This is a genomic window from Paenibacillus sp. JCM 10914 (assembly GCF_001315105.1).
Lineage (GTDB): Bacteria > Bacillota > Bacilli > Paenibacillales > Paenibacillaceae > Paenibacillus_AQ.
The window spans coordinates 1-22,319 of record NZ_BAZR01000014.1; the positions used below are offsets into that span (position 1 = coordinate 1).

25 protein-coding genes and 2 pseudogenes are annotated in these 22,319 nt (G+C 51.3%); 21 read left to right on the forward strand and 6 right to left on the reverse strand.

Translation table 11 applies throughout. The annotated features are described in order from the left end of the window. A pseudogene (locus tag JCM10914_RS29300) lies at window positions 1-387 on the forward strand (hypothetical protein); the annotation flags it as partial. 604 nt (window positions 388-991) lie between these two features. Here JCM10914_RS29300 and JCM10914_RS15950 read toward each other — a convergent pair. Together JCM10914_RS15950 and JCM10914_RS30535 are read right to left on the reverse strand one after the other, a co-directional pair. Next, the gene (locus JCM10914_RS15950; protein ID WP_023962801.1) at window positions 992-1,792 is read right to left on the reverse strand and encodes a YheC/YheD family protein; all 801 of its coding nucleotides are present in this window, start codon (window positions 1,790-1,792) and stop codon (window positions 992-994) included. Window positions 1,793-1,809: 17 nt separating this feature from the next. Then, entirely contained in the window at window positions 1,810-2,106 is a 297-nt protein-coding gene (locus JCM10914_RS30535) for a hypothetical protein (RefSeq protein ID WP_023962803.1), read from the reverse strand. A 196-nt stretch (window positions 2,107-2,302) separates the two neighbouring features. Between JCM10914_RS30535 and JCM10914_RS15955 the strand changes: the two genes are divergently transcribed. The 20 genes from JCM10914_RS15955 to JCM10914_RS16045 all read left to right on the forward strand — a co-directional run bounded on the left by JCM10914_RS15955 (window position 2,303) and on the right by JCM10914_RS16045 (window position 18,882). Next, window positions 2,303-3,448 (forward strand): glycosyltransferase family 4 protein, encoded by a 1,146-nt coding sequence (locus JCM10914_RS15955; protein WP_036718561.1) that lies wholly within the window; start codon window positions 2,303-2,305, stop codon window positions 3,446-3,448. A gap of 277 nt (window positions 3,449-3,725) precedes the next feature. Continuing rightward, a complete protein-coding gene (locus tag JCM10914_RS15960; protein WP_231638678.1) occupies window positions 3,726-4,118 on the forward strand; it encodes a WIAG-tail domain in 393 nt (130 codons plus the stop codon). A 179-nt stretch (window positions 4,119-4,297) separates the two neighbouring features. Next, window positions 4,298-5,158, forward strand: a complete 861-nt coding sequence (locus JCM10914_RS15965) for a glycosyltransferase (RefSeq protein WP_023962809.1) — start codon at window positions 4,298-4,300, stop codon at window positions 5,156-5,158. 85 nt (window positions 5,159-5,243) lie between these two features. Continuing rightward, window positions 5,244-6,242 carry a glycosyltransferase family 2 protein gene (locus tag JCM10914_RS15970; protein ID WP_231638679.1) on the forward strand — a complete coding sequence of 333 codons (999 nt, stop codon included), beginning with the start codon at window positions 5,244-5,246 and terminating at the stop codon, window positions 6,240-6,242. Next, window positions 6,239-7,000: a glycosyltransferase family 2 protein gene (locus JCM10914_RS15975; RefSeq protein WP_023962813.1), complete on the forward strand. Its 762-nt coding sequence runs from the start codon at window positions 6,239-6,241 to the stop codon at window positions 6,998-7,000. Before JCM10914_RS15970 ends, JCM10914_RS15975 begins: the two co-directional genes overlap by 4 nt. Then, window positions 6,997-7,728, forward strand: coding sequence for a sugar phosphate nucleotidyltransferase (locus tag JCM10914_RS15980; RefSeq protein WP_023962815.1), 732 nt, complete (start codon window positions 6,997-6,999; stop codon window positions 7,726-7,728). Before JCM10914_RS15975 ends, JCM10914_RS15980 begins: the two co-directional genes overlap by 4 nt. Beyond that, a complete protein-coding gene (locus tag JCM10914_RS15985) occupies window positions 7,725-8,429 on the forward strand; it encodes a glycosyltransferase family 2 protein (protein WP_023962817.1) in 705 nt (234 codons plus the stop codon). Before JCM10914_RS15980 ends, JCM10914_RS15985 begins: the two co-directional genes overlap by 4 nt. 85 nt (window positions 8,430-8,514) lie before the next feature. Beyond that, window positions 8,515-8,802 (forward strand): hypothetical protein, encoded by a 288-nt coding sequence (locus JCM10914_RS15990; RefSeq protein WP_023962819.1) that lies wholly within the window; start codon window positions 8,515-8,517, stop codon window positions 8,800-8,802. A 36-nt stretch (window positions 8,803-8,838) separates the two neighbouring features. Then, window positions 8,839-9,144 carry a hypothetical protein gene (locus JCM10914_RS15995; protein WP_036718565.1) on the forward strand — a complete coding sequence of 102 codons (306 nt, stop codon included), beginning with the start codon at window positions 8,839-8,841 and terminating at the stop codon, window positions 9,142-9,144. Beyond that, window positions 9,144-9,443: a hypothetical protein gene (locus JCM10914_RS16000; protein WP_023962823.1), complete on the forward strand. Its 300-nt coding sequence runs from the start codon at window positions 9,144-9,146 to the stop codon at window positions 9,441-9,443. Before JCM10914_RS15995 ends, JCM10914_RS16000 begins: the two co-directional genes overlap by 1 nt. A 35-nt stretch (window positions 9,444-9,478) precedes the next feature. Continuing rightward, entirely contained in the window at window positions 9,479-9,805 is a 327-nt protein-coding gene (locus tag JCM10914_RS16005) for a hypothetical protein (RefSeq protein ID WP_036718567.1), read from the forward strand. Window positions 9,806-10,011: 206 nt separating this feature from the next. Further along, entirely contained in the window at window positions 10,012-11,088 is a 1,077-nt protein-coding gene (locus tag JCM10914_RS16010) for a glycosyltransferase (protein WP_023962825.1), read from the forward strand. A 27-nt stretch (window positions 11,089-11,115) separates the two neighbouring features. Continuing rightward, on the forward strand, window positions 11,116-12,246 hold the full coding sequence (locus tag JCM10914_RS16015; protein WP_036718574.1) for a glycosyltransferase: 1,131 nt from the start codon (window positions 11,116-11,118) through the stop codon (window positions 12,244-12,246). Window positions 12,247-12,403: 157 nt separating this feature from the next. Then, complete coding sequence (locus JCM10914_RS16020) at window positions 12,404-13,411, forward strand: glycosyltransferase (RefSeq protein WP_231638680.1); 1,008 nt, start codon at window positions 12,404-12,406, stop codon at window positions 13,409-13,411. Window positions 13,412-13,413: 2 nt separating this feature from the next. After that, window positions 13,414-13,794, forward strand: coding sequence for a hypothetical protein (locus tag JCM10914_RS30540; protein WP_231638681.1), 381 nt, complete (start codon window positions 13,414-13,416; stop codon window positions 13,792-13,794). A 34-nt stretch (window positions 13,795-13,828) separates the two neighbouring features. Beyond that, window positions 13,829-14,923, forward strand: a complete 1,095-nt coding sequence (gene wecB, locus JCM10914_RS16025) for a non-hydrolyzing UDP-N-acetylglucosamine 2-epimerase (protein WP_023962831.1) — start codon at window positions 13,829-13,831, stop codon at window positions 14,921-14,923. Next, window positions 14,913-15,899: a polysaccharide biosynthesis protein gene (locus tag JCM10914_RS16030; protein ID WP_023962833.1), complete on the forward strand. Its 987-nt coding sequence runs from the start codon at window positions 14,913-14,915 to the stop codon at window positions 15,897-15,899. The genes wecB and JCM10914_RS16030 overlap by 11 nt, the downstream gene beginning before the upstream one ends. Beyond that, window positions 15,896-16,723 (forward strand): SDR family oxidoreductase, encoded by an 828-nt coding sequence (locus JCM10914_RS16035; protein ID WP_023962835.1) that lies wholly within the window; start codon window positions 15,896-15,898, stop codon window positions 16,721-16,723. The genes JCM10914_RS16030 and JCM10914_RS16035 overlap by 4 nt, the downstream gene beginning before the upstream one ends. Further along, window positions 16,705-17,664 carry an NAD(P)-dependent oxidoreductase gene (locus tag JCM10914_RS16040; RefSeq protein WP_023962837.1) on the forward strand — a complete coding sequence of 320 codons (960 nt, stop codon included), beginning with the start codon at window positions 16,705-16,707 and terminating at the stop codon, window positions 17,662-17,664. The genes JCM10914_RS16035 and JCM10914_RS16040 overlap by 19 nt, the downstream gene beginning before the upstream one ends. Before the next feature lie 165 nt (window positions 17,665-17,829). Beyond that, window positions 17,830-18,882, forward strand: a complete 1,053-nt coding sequence (locus tag JCM10914_RS16045; RefSeq protein ID WP_023962839.1) for a hypothetical protein — start codon at window positions 17,830-17,832, stop codon at window positions 18,880-18,882. Between the two features lie 88 nt (window positions 18,883-18,970). Here the strand turns inward: JCM10914_RS16045 and nagA are convergent. The 4 genes and pseudogenes from nagA to JCM10914_RS16065 form a co-directional block, all read right to left on the reverse strand. Continuing rightward, window positions 18,971-20,157: pseudogene (gene nagA, locus JCM10914_RS16050) on the reverse strand (N-acetylglucosamine-6-phosphate deacetylase). Continuing rightward, complete coding sequence (nagB, locus tag JCM10914_RS16055) at window positions 20,154-20,882, reverse strand: glucosamine-6-phosphate deaminase (RefSeq protein WP_023962843.1); 729 nt, start codon at window positions 20,880-20,882, stop codon at window positions 20,154-20,156. Before nagB ends, nagA begins: the two are co-directional and overlap by 4 nt. Window positions 20,883-20,887: 5 nt before the next feature. After that, complete coding sequence (locus JCM10914_RS16060) at window positions 20,888-21,763, reverse strand: MurR/RpiR family transcriptional regulator (protein WP_023962845.1); 876 nt, start codon at window positions 21,761-21,763, stop codon at window positions 20,888-20,890. A 259-nt stretch (window positions 21,764-22,022) separates the two neighbouring features. Next, window positions 22,023-22,247: a LuxR C-terminal-related transcriptional regulator gene (locus JCM10914_RS16065; RefSeq protein WP_006208732.1), complete on the reverse strand. Its 225-nt coding sequence runs from the start codon at window positions 22,245-22,247 to the stop codon at window positions 22,023-22,025. Between the last annotated feature and the right edge of the window lie 72 nt (window positions 22,248-22,319).

Below are 22,319 nucleotides of genomic sequence, written 5' to 3' on the forward strand. Positions count from 1 at the left end.
GACGGTCGATACGGAGCGCGCAAACGCTGCGGTTCAGCGCTGGTATGGCGAATACAGCCTACCAGCTGACGTGTATGTCGTGAAGAAAGGGACGGATGTCGCCGGATATGGGCGAAGTCACCGCCTCGATGAGAAAGCACCGATATTTCTGAAGGACGGCTACATCATCGTTAACTTCAACATCGAGACGATCCGCGACGGGAATACAGCCAGGCCGCATCTGCAATATATCCATGGCCCGCTGATGAACCAGTGGCAGCTGGAAGGGTTCAATCGCTCCTACACCGACCATACGGGAATCGCTTTGCGTTGCAGGACGGGGATGTGCTGTTCTACCATGGCGACCAGTCGAGCAGAGGAGATTTCAGCTCACGGGTGCCGCATTAGCGGATGAGTGGAAAGCGCGAATACAATGGTTGGACGTCGGTTATCTCGAGCCCCCTAAGCCTCGTTGAAACATAACAGATCCAGCGGATTCACTCTCGGCTCGCACTTGCACGGTATCTGCCAATGGAGTGATCGCTGTCCACTAAAGAGGGGCTTTTCAGCAGGGGACACTTCAGATTGCATCCATTCAGATCGAAGTAACCTAGAATCAACCTCTCAAACCGCAAGCTAGCACATCACATTGGGGCGAGTGAGGTAAAACCTGCTAAAGTGCATCTTTTTAGTCTGGGTCAGGCTACAAATGAGGAAATGCCTGCTAAAGTGCATCTTTTTAGTCTGGATCAGGCCGTAAATGAGGAAATGCCTGCTAAAGTGCATCTTTTTCCAAGGAAAAAGCTCCAATTGGACCGTTTCTCTTGAAAAAGATGCACAATCGCAGGAATTTGTGGAAATACGCAAGTTTAGCGCAGGAAAAGCTGCATATTTGCAGCTTTTGGCCGCCTACCTTCAAAATGAATTGGTCGATCCGTATTGGCGACCAACAAATTACCCAAACCAACAAAGCATCATCACATAACAAAACCCAACAACGCCTGCCTCCCTGTCAAAACGGGGGCCAGGCGTTATTGTCGTACAGGTAGCGCGCGAAGGCCATGGGATTGCGGTAACTGTTCTTCCAGGCGTCTTGCATTCCGGCCTCGAGGAAGCCATAGCGTTGGTCGCAGCCATTGCATTCGATGAAATACAACTTGCCTTCATTCGTGATTCCAATGTCCAACCCGAAGTCAGCTGCATAAGGTATAAACAACGAGAGCACGCGGGCGATATGCTGTGAAAATTCCGCGATTCGCTCCAGAGTGAGGCCGATCGGCATTTCGGGCATGCAGCGGGACAATAAATCCGGCACTTCATACGCTGATCCGCCCTGGGCGATATTGGAGACGAAGGTCTGGGGCGGTGAAGTCTTGGCGAACATCCCGGCGATTTCCCAGTGGCCGCTGCCGCCGCGCTGCACCGTCACCCGGATATCGAAGGGGCGTCCCCTGTATTCCGCAAGCGGAATCCGTTCTTGGGCCAGGAAGGAAGAGCGTCGAATTCGCTGACGAATGATTGGATGAAGCGTCCCTGCCGTAGAGGATACCGTCCTCCAGCCTCTGGCAGAAGGGGAGGAGCGGGAGTAGGTCAGTTGATTTCGGTGCTGCCCACTGTTCTGAAGCCGCATAATCCCGATTCCGACGCTGCCGCTGCATGGTTTAAGCACCAAGTCTCCGTACTGGTGCAGCATGGTGCGGATGGTGGAAGGGGTTGCTCTCTCCGTATGAGGCAGAGCTTGCGCGAGCTGGGCTTCCTGCTTCAGCATATGATGAATCACATCTTTGCCATAACGGGTACGCCCGTTGAACACATAAATCCCTCGCCGAATCAGTTCTTCAATGAGCTGTTGATCTCTCTCCTTTGAAAAATCGACCTGACATGAATGGCACGCGGAATAGGGATATGAACGTGTGTATACCCGTTTGATCCGTTTGAATTGGGAATGTATCCACTGACGGTGCGGAGATCCGCTGAAATATGACGAATGGTAAAAAAACAAGGAATCAGCCCGTACATGGAAGCGGCCTCTTCATAGTTAGCGAGTGATTCGGTACCGATTCTCTTGCTGGTAATTCTGCGATACGTATGGTTGTTGAGCAGAATGCCGACAAATTCCGGGTACATGGTTATCCTCCTTGCTGCCAAAGATCCATAGTCTATGTACCCCATCGTATGCACAAGGAAGTTTGTCCCGGATGGACGGGTGTCGCGTGTGATTGGCCTATTCTTAAAATCCTTGCACCAGTCACCGTTAGACGGCTGTCCGGTATATGATAAAATATGGATTCCTCCCAAGTAGATATGAGAAAGGTGTGGCGTTATGAGTATGCGGAAGGTGGCGGTTGTGACGCCGGGGTCTTTTGTTATTCCTTCGGGGAGGAGCAGTTCAGTGGAACGGGTCGTCGAACAGACGGTTCCCTTGGCTAAACAGGCCATGGATCTAAGAATCTATGGCGTTCTCGGAAGGGGCCTGCCGTCCAAAGACAGCATCAATGGCGTTCCATGCTACCGACTGCCATCAGGCGCCAACTACTATCCTTCTCTGCTGCGCCGGCTTCAGAAATGGCGACCTGATATTATCGAGATTCATAACCGTCCCCAACTGGCCCACCGGCTAAAAATGCATCTGTTAGATGCCAAGGCCGTACTAACTCTTCACTCGAACACGTTTATTTCCCCGCCTTACATGAGCGAGCCGCGTTTTGGCGACATCGCTCGTTGGATGGACGGTATCGTTGTGAACAGCCGATTTCTGTTAGACCACATCGTAGAGAAGCACCCGCATATAGCGGACAAAATAACGATCAACCATCTGGGGGTGAGCCTGGAGCACTTTACGCCCCCCTTTAGTCCAGCAGCCAAGGCATTAAAGGAAGCACGATTATCGGACTATGGCTGGAGCGGGAGACGGATCATTCTGTTTGCGGGAAGGCTTATACCAGACAAGGGCGTCCACCATCTCATTCAAGCCCTCCCTCACATCATAGACAGACAACCGGACGTACTCCTGTTGATCATCGGAGGTGCCGCATATGGCTCTGATCGGGAAACCGCCTATGTCCGCGAATTGAAACAAGCGGCTAAGCCCTATCAACGATGGATACAATTCAAGCCCTTCGTCCCTTACCCCTCCATCGCGGACTGGTACTCGCTTGCGGAGGTGGTGGCTGTTCCCTCCTCGTCAAGAGAAGCCTTTGGACTCGTGAATGTAGAAGCGATGGCTGCCGGTGTGCCTGTTATTGCCTCTAGCTCAGGCGGCATTCCGGAAATTGTGGAGAATGGGGTGACCGGATATTTGATCCAGCATGACGATCTCCCGCATGGCTTGGCCGAGCATATTCTTCAGTTGCTTCAGAATGAGAGCTTGCGCCACAGGATCGGCATGGCAGGCCGGGAAACGGTGCGGCAGCGATTCCGATGGGATCATACGGCCGAGCGCTGGCTCCGTTTCATGCAGTCGATTTGAAAATGAATTGCGGCAAAGTCATGATAGGCTGTGGCATGTGCCCCTTTTACAGAATACGATGGTGTATCTAATAGAAGCAGAGGAGAGAGCTGACAGTGAATAAAGCCAGAAGGATCACCAGGGGAAGAGGGAGGAGGCCATTCCGGCGATATCCTGGCCGTTTTAGAACATCCGTCTATCGTGGGGCTTCTTCGGGACATTCGGGTACGGATCAAGCGAGTCGGAGTATAAGCTGGCCGAAGATACGATCGGAGCGAATCACCTCCGGCATCGAAGCGTGCGAAGTCAAGCTATTGAAGATTATTCTGTTTACAGCATACATCTATCTCCCGAATCGATCACGTCCTCCAAGATCGCCACTCAATCGGTGGATCTGGCACATCTGAACTTTACACCTGTTCAAGGGATAACGGATCGGCCGTTAATGCAGCAGTTTGGCATCTTGCCGTTCGTATTTCCGGAGGGTGAGAGCATGATTGACATTACGGTCCCGCTGCAGACCCCGTATATGGATCATTCGTATGTCATGGTTGTATCTTGCAGCGATCCCATATTTCATGCAGGGGTTCGGTCATGCAACGAATTACAAGGGATCGTTGGTATCACAAGGCCCGAAGGCAGCAACTGTGCAGCAGGTTATCTGTCATGGATTGCTATTGGTGGACAATAACATGACGGCGAAGGACAGGGAACGAGGAATCGATCTCTGTTCTTTTTTTGTATATACGTACATATTGCACAGCGGACAGCGGATAACCGTACATCTGCCGTTACAGCACGGACGCGCAAACATACAATAGGATAGATTGCCAAGGTGTCAAGAAACCTTCAACCGGAAGGAGGGCAAATATGCGAAAAGTACGGCGGGTAAGGCGGAATAAACGGGTGACCAGACGTCCGCTGAAAGAGCCGCTGGGCGTTAACCGTATGTATAATCACCCGGGCTATCGTCCCTCGGCTCCACATATACCGCGAGAGAATCATCCATTTCCGGCTGTATCGGTCATTATTCCGGCGATGAACGAGGAAGGCAGGATCGCCGCAGTCATAGCCGAGGCTCGGGCCGTCCATCCCGAGACAGAGGTGATTGTCGTAGCGAATGGATGCGAGGATCAGACCGCTATCATCGCGGAGCGAATGGGGGCTCATGTGCTGACATATACGGAGCCACTCGGCCACGATGTGGGACGAAGTGTGGGCGCAGGTTCGGCTAAAGGCAGTGTGCTGTTATTTACGGATAGTGATATGGTGATACCTGCCAATGAGCTTAGGCCCTATGTGCAAGCTGTCCAGCGGGGCGTGGACGTGGCGCTGAACGATCATACCGGTCCCATCGAACGTACAGAGGTGCATCGGGTGATTCTAGCCAAATATACGCTGAATTCCATGCTGGGCAGACCAGATCTGCACGGAGCCTCGATGACGGCAGTTCCACATGCTTTGAGTCGGCAGGCGCTTGAGGTTATCGGGGTGGAAGCCCTTCAGGTACCGCCGAAAGCGCATGTGTTAGCAATAGATCGTGGTCTGCGGGTAGAGGCCGTGCACCGGGTGGAGGTGGGACGGATGAACCCTGCGCGCGGCCATGGCCGCGATCCACTGGAATGGCTCGTGATCGGGGATCATCTGGAAGCGCTCGAGACATGGATCCAAAGACGCGGAACGCGCGGGGGACATCATGACGGTGGTCGAATACGGGATGTAGTGAGGTGAAACCATGCAAAAGCCTGTTCGTAAAAAAACAGCTTCATTCGCCCTGAAATCTCGGAGACCTCGTTCGCGTAGAGGAGCAGTGCATATGGGGAGATATCGGCTGCTGCAAGGTAACGGCTGGGAACGTCAAGCGATGAGGGCAGGATACCAAGCGGGAAAGCGCCGTAGTACAGGGGCTCGAAAGGCTGCTTCTCAGGCTTACGGCAGCTGGCTGTCTGTGAGCGGCATTCCCGCGGCACAGCGGTTCTATGTGTTACCAGGTACAGCTGAAGCTTTCCGGCGAGGCTTTGAACGCGGATCAAGACAGCGTATTCCAGGCCCCTTGTTGCCCCCGTTGGTCGGACGGCCATCGGTTATCGTATCTGCTTGTAATGAAGCAGCGGTGTTGCCGGCTGTTCTGCGCGAGTTAAGGCGCCTGCCCTTTCACGAGATCATCGTCGTGGAGAACGGAAGTTCCGATCAGAGCTACGCGGTGGCACGATCGTTCCCGGGCGTGATCGTGATCCATGTTCCGGAACGCTTGGGACATGATGTAGCTAGAGCCTTAGGGGCGCAGATGTGTACCGGAGAGCATGTGTTGTTCATCGACGGGGATATGCCGGTTCCGGCAGAACAATTGAGTGCCTATCTGGTTGCGGCGGATCAGGGAGTGGACGTGGTGTTGAACGATATCATGCCACTGTTGCCTCCATTCAGTCGACAAGATGAGGTAACTCGCTGCAAGACTTTTCTCAACCGGATGTTAGGCCGTGACGACCTGGGAGCCAATTCATTAACCGCGGTTCCGCACGCTTTGACGCGACACGCGCTTGACACGTTGGGTTATGCCAATCTGACCGTTCCTCCGAAAGCTCAATCCGTCGCTATTTCGAGAGGGCTGAGAATCGAAGCGGTTCATACCGTCAACGTCCTGCGCGTCAATCGTATCCGCAAGACGAACCGGGGCAGAGACAATCCGGTCGCAAGGTTGATTATTGGCGATCATATTGAAGCATTGGGAGACGCCATGAGGTCTCTAGGCATACGCCTTCAATGGGGACAGGTATCACGTGCCGAACTAGCCTTACGGAGGAACAGTCTATGAATGGAGTAACGAGTATCATTATCCCGACTTATAACGGATTGCATTTGCTGCGCACCTGCATCGAGCATATCCGTCTCTATACAGAGGTGCCTTACGAGATCATTGTGGTGGATAATGGTTCGAAGGACGGTACTGGAGAATATTGTGTACGAGAGAAATTGCGGCTCGTTTCATTACCGGTCAATACGGGTTTTCCCATCGCCTGCAATTATGGTCTCCGTCTGGCTTCAGGCGAACAGCTACTGCTTCTGAATAATGATGTATTCGTCTCGCCCCGCTGGTTAACTCATATGAATCAGGCGCTATACAGCGCAGACAACATTGGCATTGTCGGGCCTGTGACGAATTATGCCAGCGGCATTCAGCAAGTGAAGGTAGGGTATGCCGATCGAACGGCATACATTCAGGAAGCGGAACGCTGGAATACCGCGAATCCGGCTCAATGGCAGGAGGTAAACCGAATCGTCGGGTTGTGCTACCTATTCAAACGAACGGTTATGAATGAGATCGGTCTGCTGGATGAGACGTTCTCCCCTGGTCATTATGAGGATGACGATTATTGCTATCGTGCGCGGCTTGCAGGCTATAAGTTGTTGGTAACCGGTAACGTTCTGGTGCACCATGAGGGTAGTGCCAGCTTCCGCAGTCGGTTCCCGGGTGGATTTCAGGAGCTCATTGAGCGGAACCGAAGACGGTTTGTAGAAAAATGGAATGTGGACCCGTTACAGTTCATCGTTGAGAGGGGTGACGCATCATGAAAGGTGTAATATTGGCGGGAGGTAACGGCACCCGTCTGCTCCCGTTAACCAAATATATGAATAAGCATCTGCTTCCGGTAGGCAAGCATCCGATGATTGCATATGGCATACACAAGCTGCGTCAAGCCGGCGTGGACGACATCCTATTGATCACTGGCTCGAAATCAGTTGGACTGTATGCGGAATACCTGGAGAACGGTCGCCATTTCGGTGTCAATCTCACGTATAAAGTGCAGGAGCAGGCCGGTGGTATCGCCGAGGCGCTGGAGCTTGCCAAGGGCTTCATTCCCCCTGGGGAGCGATTTATCGTATTGCTGGGCGATAATCTATTCCAGGATGATCTGAAACCAATTATCCAGCATTACATGCAGGAGCCCTCCGGCATGGCGATGGTTCTGCTCAGCCCGACGGATCGTCCACATCGATACGGAGTTCCTGTCTTTGCAGAGGATGGCAGCGGCAAATTGTTATCCATTGAAGAGAAACCTGCAAATCCCCGGAGCCAATACGCGGTCACCGGAATATATATGTATGACCATAGCGTATTTGATATCATCAGCCGGATCAGCCCTTCTGCCAGAGGAGAATTGGAGATTACGGATGTCAACAATTTGTACGCGACGGACGGGAAATTACGGTACGATATTTTGAAGCAATGGTGGTGTGATGCCGGAACCTTTGAATCATTGCAGGAGGCGGCGGTGCATATGAAGGATGAATTGCCATGAATCGCACAAGAAAGCTTCCTGCCTCGCTCCATTCTGTGAGACAGGAAGGACGTAAGAATAATCAATATCAAGCCGGCTACGAAGCCGGCTATGCGTTAGGCCTCAGATTGGGTGAAGAAGATCGAGGCAGCGTTTTTGAAGGAACGAGCTTTTTAATCCCAGTTCAGGCCCATGCTGACAGAACGATCCATATCATTCGCCAATTGGAGAAGCAGGTATCACATCCTTATGAGATTCTTGTAGCCGATGCGGGGGCTACTCCAAGCACGAAGCAATATATCCATGATCGTAGCGGAGCTGTACGGCATATCAAAGGAAACCGCACTGATTCAATCGGCGCCCTGCTCAATCAAGCCGTTTCGATCTCTCAAGGCGAGTTTACGCTCTTGCTCATAAACGATTTCCCTGACCAGGAGTCGTGGCCGGATAAGCTGAGGCAGGAGTTTGAAGTTAATTCCGCGATTAAGGTCGTTTATATCAGTACAGCTCCATCGTCTGCGAGTGGGCAGACTTACGATCCACTATCGAATGAGTCGGTAAATGCCGTTTTATTTAGACGCAGTTTATGGTCCTCGACCGGAAAGCTTGATGAGCATGCGGTTTCTTTGGAAACGGCGCTGAAGCAGTGGTTGGAGCGTATTCCCGCCGAACAGCGCATCCGCATTGATGCATCCGATTTCATCTCCATTCCATCAAGGTAATAGCTTCGACTCGCAGCTGGCATGGCACGCAGTTTCGGGTCGGAGCATATGCTGAGAAGACCGAAGAACGAAGGAGAGACCTATAGTGGAAAGCAAAATCAATGATATGATCGCCCATCTCTCGCATTCTCAGCAGCAGCTCGCCCGAATATTGGAAGCACAGCGGCATGCTGCTGTCCGCATGGCTCAAATTATACATGGATTACCGGATTATGAACTTCAGGCAAGCGAAGGATCCAAATCAGGGGCGCAGACAGCGCAAGTAAACCGCAGTATCGTATCCTACTTGAACGCCATGGCGGATCTACAGCAGACAGCAGCGGACAGCCTGGAGATCGTATTAAAGGAATTGAGGGGTCAAGAGGAAGAATAACCCGGTATCGTACCGGAGGAAGAGGCGGGAATGTAGGTGAGTAAAGAAGAGTCTTTTATGCGCATGTTGGAAGCAGCCGTCGTCATTCAACGCGAAACCTCCTTGATATTGGAGGGAAAGGCGGTCGAAGCCGAGAAGGTTCGTCAATGGGTGCTCTCGCAGCAGTCTCCTCAGAACGGATTCAAGGATACATTGGCGATGCATGACCAGATTGTGGAGCAGATCGAGGGACTGACGCGGATCGGATCTGGTCTTTGCCGCAATCTAAGAGTGGCACTCGGCACTGATGGGCAAGCGGCTGGCGGTGGATTTGACGAATTTGATTTTGGAGATTCAGACTGATGATTACGCGCACATACCGGGAGCATGTGGCCAGAGTTGCGATGGTCTCTTCGATTGCAAGAAGCCAGGAGGCGTTGGCCGGGATTCTGCACAACATCGCGGATATTTCTGCCCACTCGGATGTGACCGCTAAACAGCTTGCAGAGAACATTCGGCTGTTGACAGATTATCAGTCGGTCATGACGGAGATGCTGGCAGGCATTCCGCTACATCGTACGAAGTGTGGGGTACCAGCCGCACCTTGGTTGGCAGCTGGGCGCATAGCCGGTTCGGATCAAGCAACCAGCTCAAGAGCATGACACGATTCGTATTTTCATATTCGGGAGGGTAACGAATGAAGTTGAAAATATCAGCCGCACGCAAGGTTAGAAGTACGCGTGTTGTCGGCAGTAAGAAAGTGACTTCTTATGTAAGACGTAATAAGTTGGTTCAAGGTCGTAAACGACGCAGCTTGGGAAGCTATGCCCTGCGAAAGCGCCGTGGACTTCGCAGACGGTACAGTTTGCGCAGAGGTGGCCGCGTGTTCTATCCGGCATCGTCTCAGGCCTACAGTCAAGGATATAACCAATCCTATGATGAAGGGTTTAAAGCAGGGTTCGCCAAAGGCTATGAAGACGGGCAGACTCCGCCAGCACCTCCAGCGCCCCCAGCGGGTGTATGAATAAGGTAGAATGCCCTCACACGAGATCGGGCTTTCGTGTGAGGGTATTTTTGTGTCCTTTTTTCCTTGAAAGTGGGCGATACAGGAAGGGCATACGCCAAATTCCCGTGCTAAGGGACAGTCGTCCATGATGCATCCGTCTGCTCGGCATATAGTTATATGAACCTTGGCAAATACCATAACAAAGTCGGGTGAAGACGGTGAGTATGGCTAAACTGGCGGGCCGGAAGAAAGGCTACCGGGCCGGGTACGATGAAGGATACCGCATGGGAGGATGCCGCGCACTTCTGGATCATGTTGAACCTCCCGCGCTTCCTTTTTTTGAATGGAAGATACTCTATGTTCCGCAAGGATTCGAGTCAATTGATGAAGGTGTGGCGAAGGCGCTGACGCAGTTGGTCCGAGAATGCATCGTGGTCCGTCCCGAGCAGTTGCTGGCGTCCGCCGAGCAGTTCCAACCCGATCTGATTCTCGTGATGAATGGTCTCCATGTATTTCCCTCGGATTTCAGGACTTCCGTCGATCGCTTGCGAGAACAGGGGTATATGACTGCTATTTGGTTTGTGGATGATCCTTATTTCACGGAAGAGACGCCGGAGCTTGCGCAGCACTTCGATGTGGTGTTTACCCATGAGCTTAGCTGCGTACCACTGTATGAGAGCGTGGGCGTGAAGCATGTTCATTACTTTCCGCTTGGCGTTCATCCTGATTTATTCATGCCTACGATGGCTGGACCGCAATACAAGTCAGATATTTGTTTTATTGGCAACGCCTTTACGAATCGAACGGCTTTGTTCGATGAGCTTGCTCCGTTTCTAGTTGGCAAAAAGGTGCGGATCATTGGCGGGTTTTGGGAACGGCTCCGCCGTTTTAAACAGCTATCGCCATTCGTGTACAGCGGATTCATCCCGCCTTCGGAAACGGTGAAATTTTACAACGGGGCCAAGATCGTCATCAATGTGCACCGGCCCATCACGAACGGAGACGATAACCGCAATACGCTCAATCTGCCCGGACGCTCCATTAATCCGCGCACGTTTGAGATTAACGCTTGCGGCACCTTACAGCTTACCGATGTGCGAGAGGATTTATACCGCTACTATTCACCGGGAGTGGACATCGAAACGTTCAGCTCGATTCCTGAGTTGAAACAGAAGATCTCTTACTACCTCATGGAGGAAGATCATCGCAGAAGTATTGCAATGCAGGCATTACGAACAACGATGACAAGGCATACTTATGCTCACAGGCTGCCTGAGCTTTTATCCTTGATACCATTCTAAATCATCTGAAGAGAGGGGCAATTACAAATGCCAAATCGCTTGGCTCCCGGACCAAGGCGGTCCGCCGGATCAAGACCAAACGCTCATTTGCAGGGCAGAAATGCCGGGTTGCATGAAGGATACCAGGAAGGATACTTCAGAGGGAAATCACACGGAATCGTCAACCGCGTTACCTACACACCGCCCGTACGTCATCTCAATGTGCTGTTTGTTAGCTCCGGCAAAGGCTTCCCATATTCGCCGATTGATGAAGCTATTATCGGTACGCTCCACAGCATGGTGGTTCAGGTAACGGTAACGGATGCGAATCAGGATGTAGCTGCGGAGGCGAACCGTACAAGACCGGATCTCGTACTCGTGCTGGATGGAATGTATCTGCCAGTAGAACAGATGGATGCGATCCGGGCGATGGGCATCCGCACGGCGGTATGGATGACGGATGACCCGTATTATTCGGACATGACCGTGGGGTGGGTGCAGCATTATGATTATGTGTTCACGCTGGAACTGAACTGTGTGGCTCTTTATCAGAACATGGGCTGTGCCCAGGTTCATTACCTTCCCTTCGCGGCCTTTCCTGGCCATTATTCTCCCATTGCGATGCCCGGTGCGGTCAAACGCGATATCGGCTTTGTTGGAACGGCTTATCCGAAGCGGATCCAATTCTTCGAGGCGATCATGGATCAACTGATGACGCATAGGACTTTCATCAACGGCAATTGGTGGGAGAGGTTTCCGGGCTATAGCCAGTTTAACAACCGCATCGAGATCAATAAGTGGATGGGCCCTGTCGAGACGGCCGATGTCTATAACAGCGCCAAGATGATTATCAATCTGCATCGTTCGGTGGATGATGACGCGATTAACCAGAATAGTGCGCATCTGCCTGCAGTCTCTCCGAACCCGCGTACGTTCGAGATCTGTGCGTGCGGCACGCTGCAGCTGTGTGACGAAAGAGCCGATTTGGCTCGATTCTACACACCTGGTGTTGAGATCGACACGTACCGCTCCCCTAACGAGTTGCTGGAAAAGGTGGAATACTACCTGGCCAATGACCAGTTGAGAAAAGACATGGCACACCGTGCACTGGAGAGAACGCATCAAGAGCATACCTACGCTCATCGATTAGACACCATGCTGTCCATCATTTTCCCGTAACGAAGGGAAGTTGCAGAAATAGATGAATGTTCAGGGAACAAGCGTCGTTACGGTTACTTTGTCCTAGTAATATATTGTACCAACTGGGTGAAAAGGAGGTGGATCGCATCCGGTACTGCTCGAGAATCCAAAATTACTGTGGATGCGGATAATGCCGATGGCCTCTAAACCAAAATTGTTGATATTCTCGCATGTCTCCAACGAGTTCAGTATTACAGGTGCTGAGAAGCTGCTCCTGTTCTTCTGCGAACAGATGACTCCTCACTTCGATTGCGTACTCGTTGCGCCGAATGAGGGTCGTCTGACGATATTAGCCAGACAGAGAGGCATGACGGTCAAGATTTATCGAATTCCATTACTGCACAATATCTACACTCCTCACCCTGGCCTTCATGCCGAGGCCGATCGACTCATCTCCTCGTCACCATTTAGGGCGCTTCTCAAATGGATTGCCAGAGAAGCTCCCCAGATCATTCTCGTTAATACTTGTGTTCATTTCTTGCCGGCTGCAGCAGGCAAACGTCTTGGCATTCCGGTTGTATGGCAATTGACCGAGAGAATCATGGACAACGGAAGCGAGTCAATCTCAACACACCTCATCGATCGTTACAGTGATTGGCTCATCGGTATTTCTGAGACCGCGGTACAGAGCTTTCCGATGGAGGTCAGGCAGAGTAAAATAACGATTCTTCCTCCTTCCTGGAGCCCGCTCGATCTTCATCCGGAGGAATGGCCTGCTTTGCGGAATGAAATGCGCGCTAAATTGGGCGTTGGCAGCGGCGCTCCGTTAGTCGGCATGATCTCCTCCTTCCTGATCGAGACCAAGGGGGTGCATCACTTTATCAACATGGCGCTATCGCTGAAGGACCTGTATCCTAGCGCGGTCTTTCTGATTGTTGGTAGTGTGCTGAACCTTGAGTATGAGAAGCTGTGCCGCGACATGATCGGCAGCGCTGGAGCGCAGCATCGATTCTTGTTCGCTGGACCGCAAGAGAATATAGAAGCTGTGTACTGCGCGCTCGATATTGTTGTGGTTCCCAGTCTTGTGCTTGAGGGCTTTGGACTGACGGCGATGGAGGGACTCCTGCACGCGAAGCCAGTGGTAGCTTATGGCTCGGGTGGACTGCACGAATTGCTGACGCTGTCGGATGCGAAGAGCTTCTAGCTGTGCCGGAGAACCCGGCTTCACTGGCGGAGAAGGTGAGGCTGTTGCTGAATCAACCTGATCATGGCAGGCTGCAGGGTCAGCTCAACCAGCTTCAGATTCAGAACGTGTTTGGACCTGAGATATATGCGAATCGCTTAAATGCAATGATTGCGCGCTGGATAACCGAGCACCCTGCCTGGTTTCAAGCAGGTGTGAGTCGACAAGTCAGACGACGGTCCGTTAAAGCACGGCGCCATAAGCCGCGAGGCAGGAAGAATAAAAGAAAAATGGTCCTGCGCCGGCGGGCGAAGCGTCTCCGACATAAGAGGAGTGTGAAGCCAGTGAGACGCCGGGCCAGCAAGTCCAGAGTACGCAGATCGCCTAAAAGGCGGTATAAGTAAGATCTGTGATTAAGTTGGCAAGGGAGAATCCATTATGAAAGTCATGACGATCTTGGGTACGAGGCCCGAAATTATACGATTAAGCTTGATCATTCCTCTGCTGGATCAGTATGCTGAGCGTCATGTGCTTGTGCATACGGGACAGAATTTCACCAATTCGCTAAGCGGTGTTTTTTTCTCGGAGCTGGGTCTAAGGCATCCGGATTACGTGCTTCAGGATAAACAGGCAACGTTGGGAAGTCAACTCGCTGTTATGTTCAGTAAAATGGAGGAAATATTGGACCAGGAACAGCCGGATACCGTCTTGCTCCTCGGTGACACGAACAGCGCTTTGTGCGCAATATTGGCTGAACGCATGGGGTATCCGGTCGTGCATATGGAAGCTGGGAATCGCTGTTTTGATTTGAACGTTCCTGAAGAGAAAAATCGCAAAGTTATCGATGCAGTGTCATCTATTAATATGCCTTACACAAGTTACAGCAAGAACCACTTGCTGCGTGAAGGAGTACCGAGCCAGCGCATCGTGCTTACCGGCAATCCAATCTATGAAGTGATGCAGCATTATGATGACAAGGTGGATGAAAGCACGATTATGGAGAAGCTCTCGCTCGCGCCGCAGCAATATTTTCTCGTGACGATTCACCGTGCCGAGAACGTAGACCGGCCCGAGCATCTGCGAGAGATTCTGAACGGGCTGAACGCGGTGGCCGAGACGTTCGGCCGTCGCCTGATCTGCAGTCTTCATCCGCGAACAGCATCCCGTCTTGGCGGAGTCCTGGATATAGCCCTGCATCCACTCGTTGAGATGCATGAGCCTTTTGGATTCTTCGATTTCGTCAAGCTGGAGAAGGAAGCGCTATGCGCGATAACCGATAGCGGCACGGTACAGGAGGAGTGCTGCATCATGCACGTACCTACCGTGACGGTCCGCCAAACCACGGAACGGCCCGAAACCGTGGATTGCGGCAGCAACATCGTGTCCGGATTGGATGCAGCCAGCATTCATGATGCTGTGAAACTTATGACACAGCTTAGTCGGGATTGGAAATGCCCGGAAGGTTATCTGGCGGACAATGTGTCGCGTACCGTCGTAAAATATGTGCTTGGAGGGAAAGTGAATGTTCACTAATCAACGGATTTTGGTGACAGGCGGCACAGGCTCTTGGGGACATGAACTGATCAGCCAGCTTTTGCCGCTGAATCCTAAACAGGTTATTGTGTACTCCAGAAGTGAAGCCACCCAGGTGGCCATGGACCGTGAATTTGAAGATCCAAGGCTTACGTTCCGTATTGGTGATATTCGTGATAAGGATGCCCTGACAGCAGCCTGTCAGGATGTGGATTACGTTTTTCACCTAGCGGCGTTAAAGCATGTTCCAGTCTGCGAGGAGCATCCTTATGAGGCGCTCAAGACGAATGTTGTTGGAACACAGCATGTCATTGAAGCGGCCATTGAGAATAAGGTAAAGAAAGTCATCTATATATCCACCGATAAAGCAGCCAATCCGTCCAACTTCTATGGCATGACCAAAGCGATTGGTGAGAAGCTGATCGTATATGCCAACCTGCTGAGCAAGACGACCCAGTTCGTGTGCGTACGCGGCGGTAATGTTCTGGGGACGAATGGTAGCGTAGTACACGTATTTAAGAATCAGATTCGGCAAAAAGGACAGATCAGCATTACCGATCAGCATATGACCAGATTCTTCCTCACACTGAAAGATGCGATTTCATTGTTATTTAAAGCATCCATTGAGAGTATTGGCGGGGAAATCTTCGTAATCATGATGCCAACATGCCGCATCGTCGATCTGGCCGAGGTGCTCATCGAAGCATCAGGCAGAACGGATGTTACCTTGGTGGAGACGGGAATTCGCCCTGGTGAGAAGATTCATGAAATATTGATGAGTGATTTTGAGAGTCTTACGACCGTAGCTTACGATGATGAGTATCTTGTGATATTGCCGACGCTAGATATTCCAAATCTGAAGGATCATTATCAACATCTGCCGAAAGTATCGTTTAACAGCTTCAGTTCAGAGCACCAGCTCATGACCAAGTCCGAAATCCGTGAAATATTGAAACGCGGGGGATTCTTGCCATGAAGATGCTCATTCTCGGGGGAAATGGTATGGCAGGACACTTGCTTGTGAAATATTTTCAATCTTCAGGCAAGCACGCTGTCTTTTACACCACCCGGGACCGATGCGATTCGCAAGGGCTGGTGCTGGATGTAACGGATATGAGCGCTGTTGAGCAAGTGGTTAAAGCGGTCAGGCCAGATATGATCATTAATGCAGTAGGGGTGCTCAATCAGTTCGCCGAGACGGATAAAATAAATGCTTATCATATTAACGGATTCTTGCCTCATCGTCTGCGTCATTTGGCGGATATGATCTCTGCCAGACTGATTCATATCAGCACAGATTGTGTCTTTCTGGGAACGAAAGGCGGTTATGTCGAGAGTGATACTCCCGATGGGGTCTCTTCCTATGCGCTGACAAAAGCGCTGGGTGAAGTGAATGAACCGGATCATCTCACCATCCGTACCTCGATTATTGGACCGGAGGTGCGCAAGAGTGGAATTGGCCTGCTGAACTGGTTCATGAAGCAAAGAGGAGAGGTCTCTGGCTACCGCAGGGTCATGTGGAACGGCGTTACGACTCTGGAGCTTGCCAAAGCGATCGAATTCTTCATGAATAGAGATGTCGGAGGCCTCATTCATCTTGCCCATCCCAAGCCGCTTAACAAATACGAACTGCTGCTGCTATTCAAGGATATATGGGGCAAAGAGGACGTGACGATACGGCCTTCCGATCATATGGTGCAAGATCGGACGCTGCAGAGCACCCGCCTGGATGCGGCGTATTTATTTCCGGATTACGCGCAGATGCTAAGGGAGATGCACGTATGGCAGCAAAATCACTGACAGCTTCGAAGTTATTGATTACCGGTGCGTCTGGTTTTACGGGACGTCATGCTTGTGCGCATTTTGTCCGGCAGGGTTACACTGTTATCGCTGCCGGGCGAAACGAACAGGCGTTGCAGACCATTCCAGGCGTAACTCCCTTCGTATGCCATCTCGAGGACCGCTCTCAAGTGGAAGACTTGATTCAGCAGATCCTGCCTCATTATATTCTGCATGTAGCCGGAAAAAATTCAGCCTCTGACTCATGGAAGTTTCCGACCGAGTATATGGAGAGCAATGTCATGGCTGCAGTATACGTCCTGGAAGCTGTGCGCAAGTATTGCCCCGGCAGCAGGCTCGTGATGGTAGGCTCTAGGCTTAGCACAGATCCTGCTAAGGGTGCAGCCGCCGTTCCTCATCCGTACAGCCTTAGCAAGACTTTTGCCAGTTGGGTGGCAACGGCATGGCAAAGTCTGTATCAACAGCCGGTTATTCTTGCCGAACCTTCGAATTTGATTGGACCGGGCGAGTCTGCAGGCTTTTGTACATTGCTTGCGAAATACATCGCCCGTTATGAAGCGGGTAGAGCTGTTCCCGAATTTCGAATCAGCTCGCGTTTTGAGTCACGTGATTTTCTTGATGTACGAGATGCGGTAGCGGCATATGATGTGTTGTTAAGAGAAGGAAAACCTGGGATGTCCTACTCGATTCAATCCGGCGTAGAGCACACTCTTGGGGAGTTAGCGCAGGCACTTACGGCTTTGGCACAGATTGCAGTTCCAGTGGATTATGGTCCAAGTGAAGCCAGACTAACTCCTGATTCATTAAACAAAGGAGCCAATGGAGCGAGTGGAGCAGAGCATCTTACGGAGCTTGGCTGGTATCCGCACTTTGCGCTTGAACAGTCGCTTGCCGATATTATGCAATATGCCCGGGAACAAGCACAGCAACCATCTTCATAGGGTAAGATAAAACGCCGGCAGATAGGCTATCTGTTCGGTGTTTTTGTATATAGGGACCCTGAACAAGTGTTATCTTCCATGTAAAAACCTTTCAGCATACCGTAATTGTCCGAAGGCCATCCTATACGTGTTAATACACTTATTATAGAGATGGAGGATGAATTCATGATGAAATCCAAAGCAGTTACGCTTACCGTCTCCACAGCTTTGCTCCTCAGTATGGCGGCAGTGACGGGGTGCGGCAACGCGAACGACGGGAATACGACCCGTACCAACAGTGTGGATGGAGGCCGTGTAGGTGTCCACTCTGTGCGCAATAATCAGAATATGACGGGGTCCCAGCAACATGATCTTACGAATCTGAAATACAGCAACGTGTTATCCAAGAAGGTAACCGATATCGAAGGAGTCGGCACTGCGCATGTCTTCGTGACGAATCGCAGCGCGTACGTCTCGATTTCCAAAGACGGCGTGAACACGAGCAATATTAATGGACACGTGACGGGAATCAGCAAGGGAACGCGAGCGAATTCTACGATTGACCGCAACACGACGGGAATTCGTACGAACACAGGCAAGACCCGGCTCAATGGCAATATGAGTACAAGCAGTGTCGGTTTGCTTCGTGGTATGGCCAATGAAACTCGGCATACGGTAGAGAAGGATATCGGCTTGGGACGCAGTGCAGACAATCGCGGTTTCGGGCTGAACGGTACGACACGTAAAGGCGGATTTGGTGGAAGCAGTTATAATACGCTGAACGGCACACGAACCAATGGCCTGATGGGTACCAACGGTACGCGCACAGGTATGGCGGGTACGGACGGTACGTTGAATGACAGCTATATGGGTACTGGCATCAACGGTGCGCCTTACGGCACATATAATCACAATAATATGGGCATCATGAGCAACAAGGATGAAGTGTCACAGCATGTTCGTCAAGAAATAACGAGCAAAATCCGGAAAACCGCTCCGCATATCTCTCAGGTTTATGTATCGACAGATGAAGAATTTCACCAGCATGCTGCCGGATACGTAACAGGTGACAATGCGAAGAACACACTAGGTACGCTTTCCCGTGATTTTGGTTCATGGATTAACCGTATCTTCCCAATGAATTTGGGTGCGCGTGACGGTATGAACGATACGCGTGGCAATCTCATCAAGAACGATACGGATGATGGTTGGTTCGGCGGAAATCGCAATATGCGGTAAAATCCCTATACAAAAAGGAGTTGCCTGTTAGGAATTTATATTCCTAGAAGAGGCAGCTCCTTTTGCCGTTAAACAATGAAAATGAAGGTTAATGCTTGCGCTGTCCTTGAATCCATACGCCGTGCAGCTCCAAATCGCTAGATAGCAGCAGTACATCTGCCAGCTTGCCTGCTTCCAGTGAGCCTGTACGTTGATCGATGCCGATTTTTTTGGCGGGATTGATGCTGCCCAGCCGAGAAGCTTGCTCGATGCTCAATCCGACCTCGCGGACCAAGAGCTGAAACCCCTTGATCATCGTTAATGTGCTGCCGGCCAGACTGTTGCGATTTTCTTTCAGCGTTGCAATGCCATCCTCTACGGTAACAGGCAAATCCCCGAGTGTATACTCGCCGTCAGGCATGCCCGTTGCTGACATGGCATCCGTGATGAGAATCAATTGACCCTCTGGTTTCATGCGGGCGAGTATGCGAATGGCAGCAGGATGGACGTGAATGCCATCGGCTATAATCTCGCAGCTAAGCCGGTCATCGCCGAGCATGGCACCAACGGCGCCGGGTTTACGGTGATGGAGTCCAGTCATGGCATTGAAGGTGTGCACGCCGTGACTTAATCCCGCTTCAACAGCCGTTTCGACTTCGTCATATGTAGCATCCGTATGACCAAGTGCTGCTACGATGCCGCGTTCGCTGAGCCAGGAGATTGCCTCCAGCGCTCCTTCACGCTCCGGAGCAAGCGTTACCTGGCGAACCAGGTCGGGATAACGCGAGACCCACTCTTCCAGCCATTCGATGTTGGCGTGAACGATATGTTCCGGGTTCTGCGCTCCCGGCCATTTGGGGCTAATGAATGGTCCTTCCAGATGGACGCCTTCAAGACGTGCATGTGGCATGCCTTGACTGCGATATTGATGCACTTCCGCCAAGACGCGATCAATGTTCGCTTTCGGCGCCGTCATCGTAGTGGCCAGCATAGCGGTAGTGCCTTGTGAACTGTGGAACGCCGTGATTTTATCTAGGTTTTCCTTGGACGCATCCATGAAATCCTCGCTGTTCCCGCCATGTACATGGATATCGATAAAGCCGGGAACAATATAGCCATCCGGCTGATTGATAACCTCCAGTGCGGACTCTTTAAGTGCTGCGGGCAAGTCGGCGGCATCGCTGCATAAGCGATGCGCTCACCTTGTATGGCGACAACTCCATCTTTGCTCATTCCGTTTGGCGTCAGGACATGACCGTACAACAATTGGACTGAAGCTTCGATGGGGCTGCTCATACGAGTAATCTCCCCGCACCTTGATCGAGAAGCACGACAACGTTCGGATGGCATTGAAGCAGGGATGCGGGACATTCTGTCGTAATAGGCCCTTTCAGCGCACGGTGTACGATCTCAGCCTTGTCCTCGCCTCGGACGAGCAGTAGGATCTGCCTTGCTTTCATGATCGTGGCGACCCCCATTGTGATCGCATGGGTAGGCACGTCATCCAGCGATGGAAAGAACCTCGCGTTAGCTGAACGGGTCTTTTCTTGCAGTTCTACGAGGTGGGTACCACCGCTCAAGCTGTCTCCGGGCTCATTAAATCCGATATGTCCATTGTGACCAAGACCAAGAAGCTGCAAGTCCACAGGCCCGAACTCTTCCAGCATGTTGTCGTAATTCAGGCATTCTTCTTCCGGATTGGCAGCATTGCCATTCGGTACATGCGTACGTTCCATCTCGATATCCACATGGTTGAAGAATTTCTCATTCATGAATGTGCGATAGCTTTCAGGATGATGCTCCGGCAAGCCCACATATTCATCCAGGTTGTATGTCGTGGTCTGTGCAAAGCTGACCAGGCCTTGACGGTTCATCTCAATCAGCTTGGCATAAAGGCCCACTGGCGTACTTCCTGTCGCAAGTCCCAATACAGCTCGGGGATTGGTGTGCAGCAAGCCGGAGATTAGGTTGGCCCCCGTTTGTACAAATTGTTCTTCATCGCGGAATGTGTAAATATTCATAAGTGTTATTGTCCTCCTCGGCTTTTGCGGTAATTTTGAACGTTATGGTAGGACTGCTCGAGCTTTGGAACATAGGTCGAGAAGTCCCGGCTGGCCATCCCAATGAACAGGATGTCGATAATATGGAGCTGGGCGATTCGGGACGCCATATCTCCGCGTCGCATTCCTTCCTCCAGAGAGGAGGAATACAAAGAAATGTCCGCTAATGCGGATACAGCACTGCTTCTGTAGGAAGTGATGCTGATGGTGAAGGCACCCGAATCCTTGGCGCAGGCAAGGGCATCGATCGTCTCCGGAGTCTCACCGGAATAGGAGACCGCTACGGCCACATCATTGGCCGTGAGCGTTGACGCGGATGTGATCTGCATGTGGGAATCGGCGAAGGCAGTGCAATTCTTCCCGATCCGTATCAGCTTTTGATAGAAATCTTGGGCGACGATGGAAGAGGTAGCTACACCATAGAGATCGATGCGTTTGGCGCGGCAGAGCGCATCGACCGCACGTTCCAGCTTGCCTAGATCCAGCAGTTCCGTTGTATCCCGGATCGAGGTGAGATGATTCGATTCGATGGCTTCTACAATGCCTGCAAGCGGATTGCCGGCGACGATATCCTGATAACGGGTGGCACCTGTTCTGGAAGCCATTTCGGCATGGGCAATTTCGGCAGCGAGTTTAACCTTGAAATCGGGATAGCCCTTGCATTGAAAATTTTTGCAGAAGCGGGTGACCGTCGCCGCGCTGACCTCGCATCGGTCGGCAAGATCCATGATGCCCATATGCACAATCTCGGAAGGCGCGGCCAGTATGAACTCGGCAAGTCGCCGTTCCTGACGGGGAAGACGATCTTTCTCGACTGAAATAATATGCAAGATCGGTGTCATTACAAGCCTCCTCTAAATAATCCCTGGATGAGCTTATATTCTGGGCAACAAAGCGGATGGGATTTCACAGAATCATTATTAAAAATAATTTTACATAATAACGTAACGAAAAGAAAATAATTTTCATTCCTCTCCATAATAAGACATGAAGCAAACGGAAGCAAGGGAGAAAATTAACCAAACAAAAAAAGCCCTCATATCCTGTTGGTACAGGATTGAAGGCTTTTATTGTGTCCCAGCTGGAATAGCTGGCGAGGTGTCAGATCTTCAACTCACCGAGTTTTATCAACTCGACGACAGCTTGCGAACGGCCCTTAACATTCAGTTTCTGCATGACATTGGAGATGTGATTACGCACCGTCTTCTCGCTAATAAACAACTGCCCAGCGATATCGCGAGTGGTTTTGTCTTGCACGAGCAATTCAAATACCTCACGTTCACGGTGGGTCAACAAGAACTTGCTGTTATGATCGGTCCCCTTCAATGGTGTCACCCCTCCTTGCCCGGGTATGTGTGGTCTAACAAGGTTAAGGGATACAGTCAACTCATCTTATGT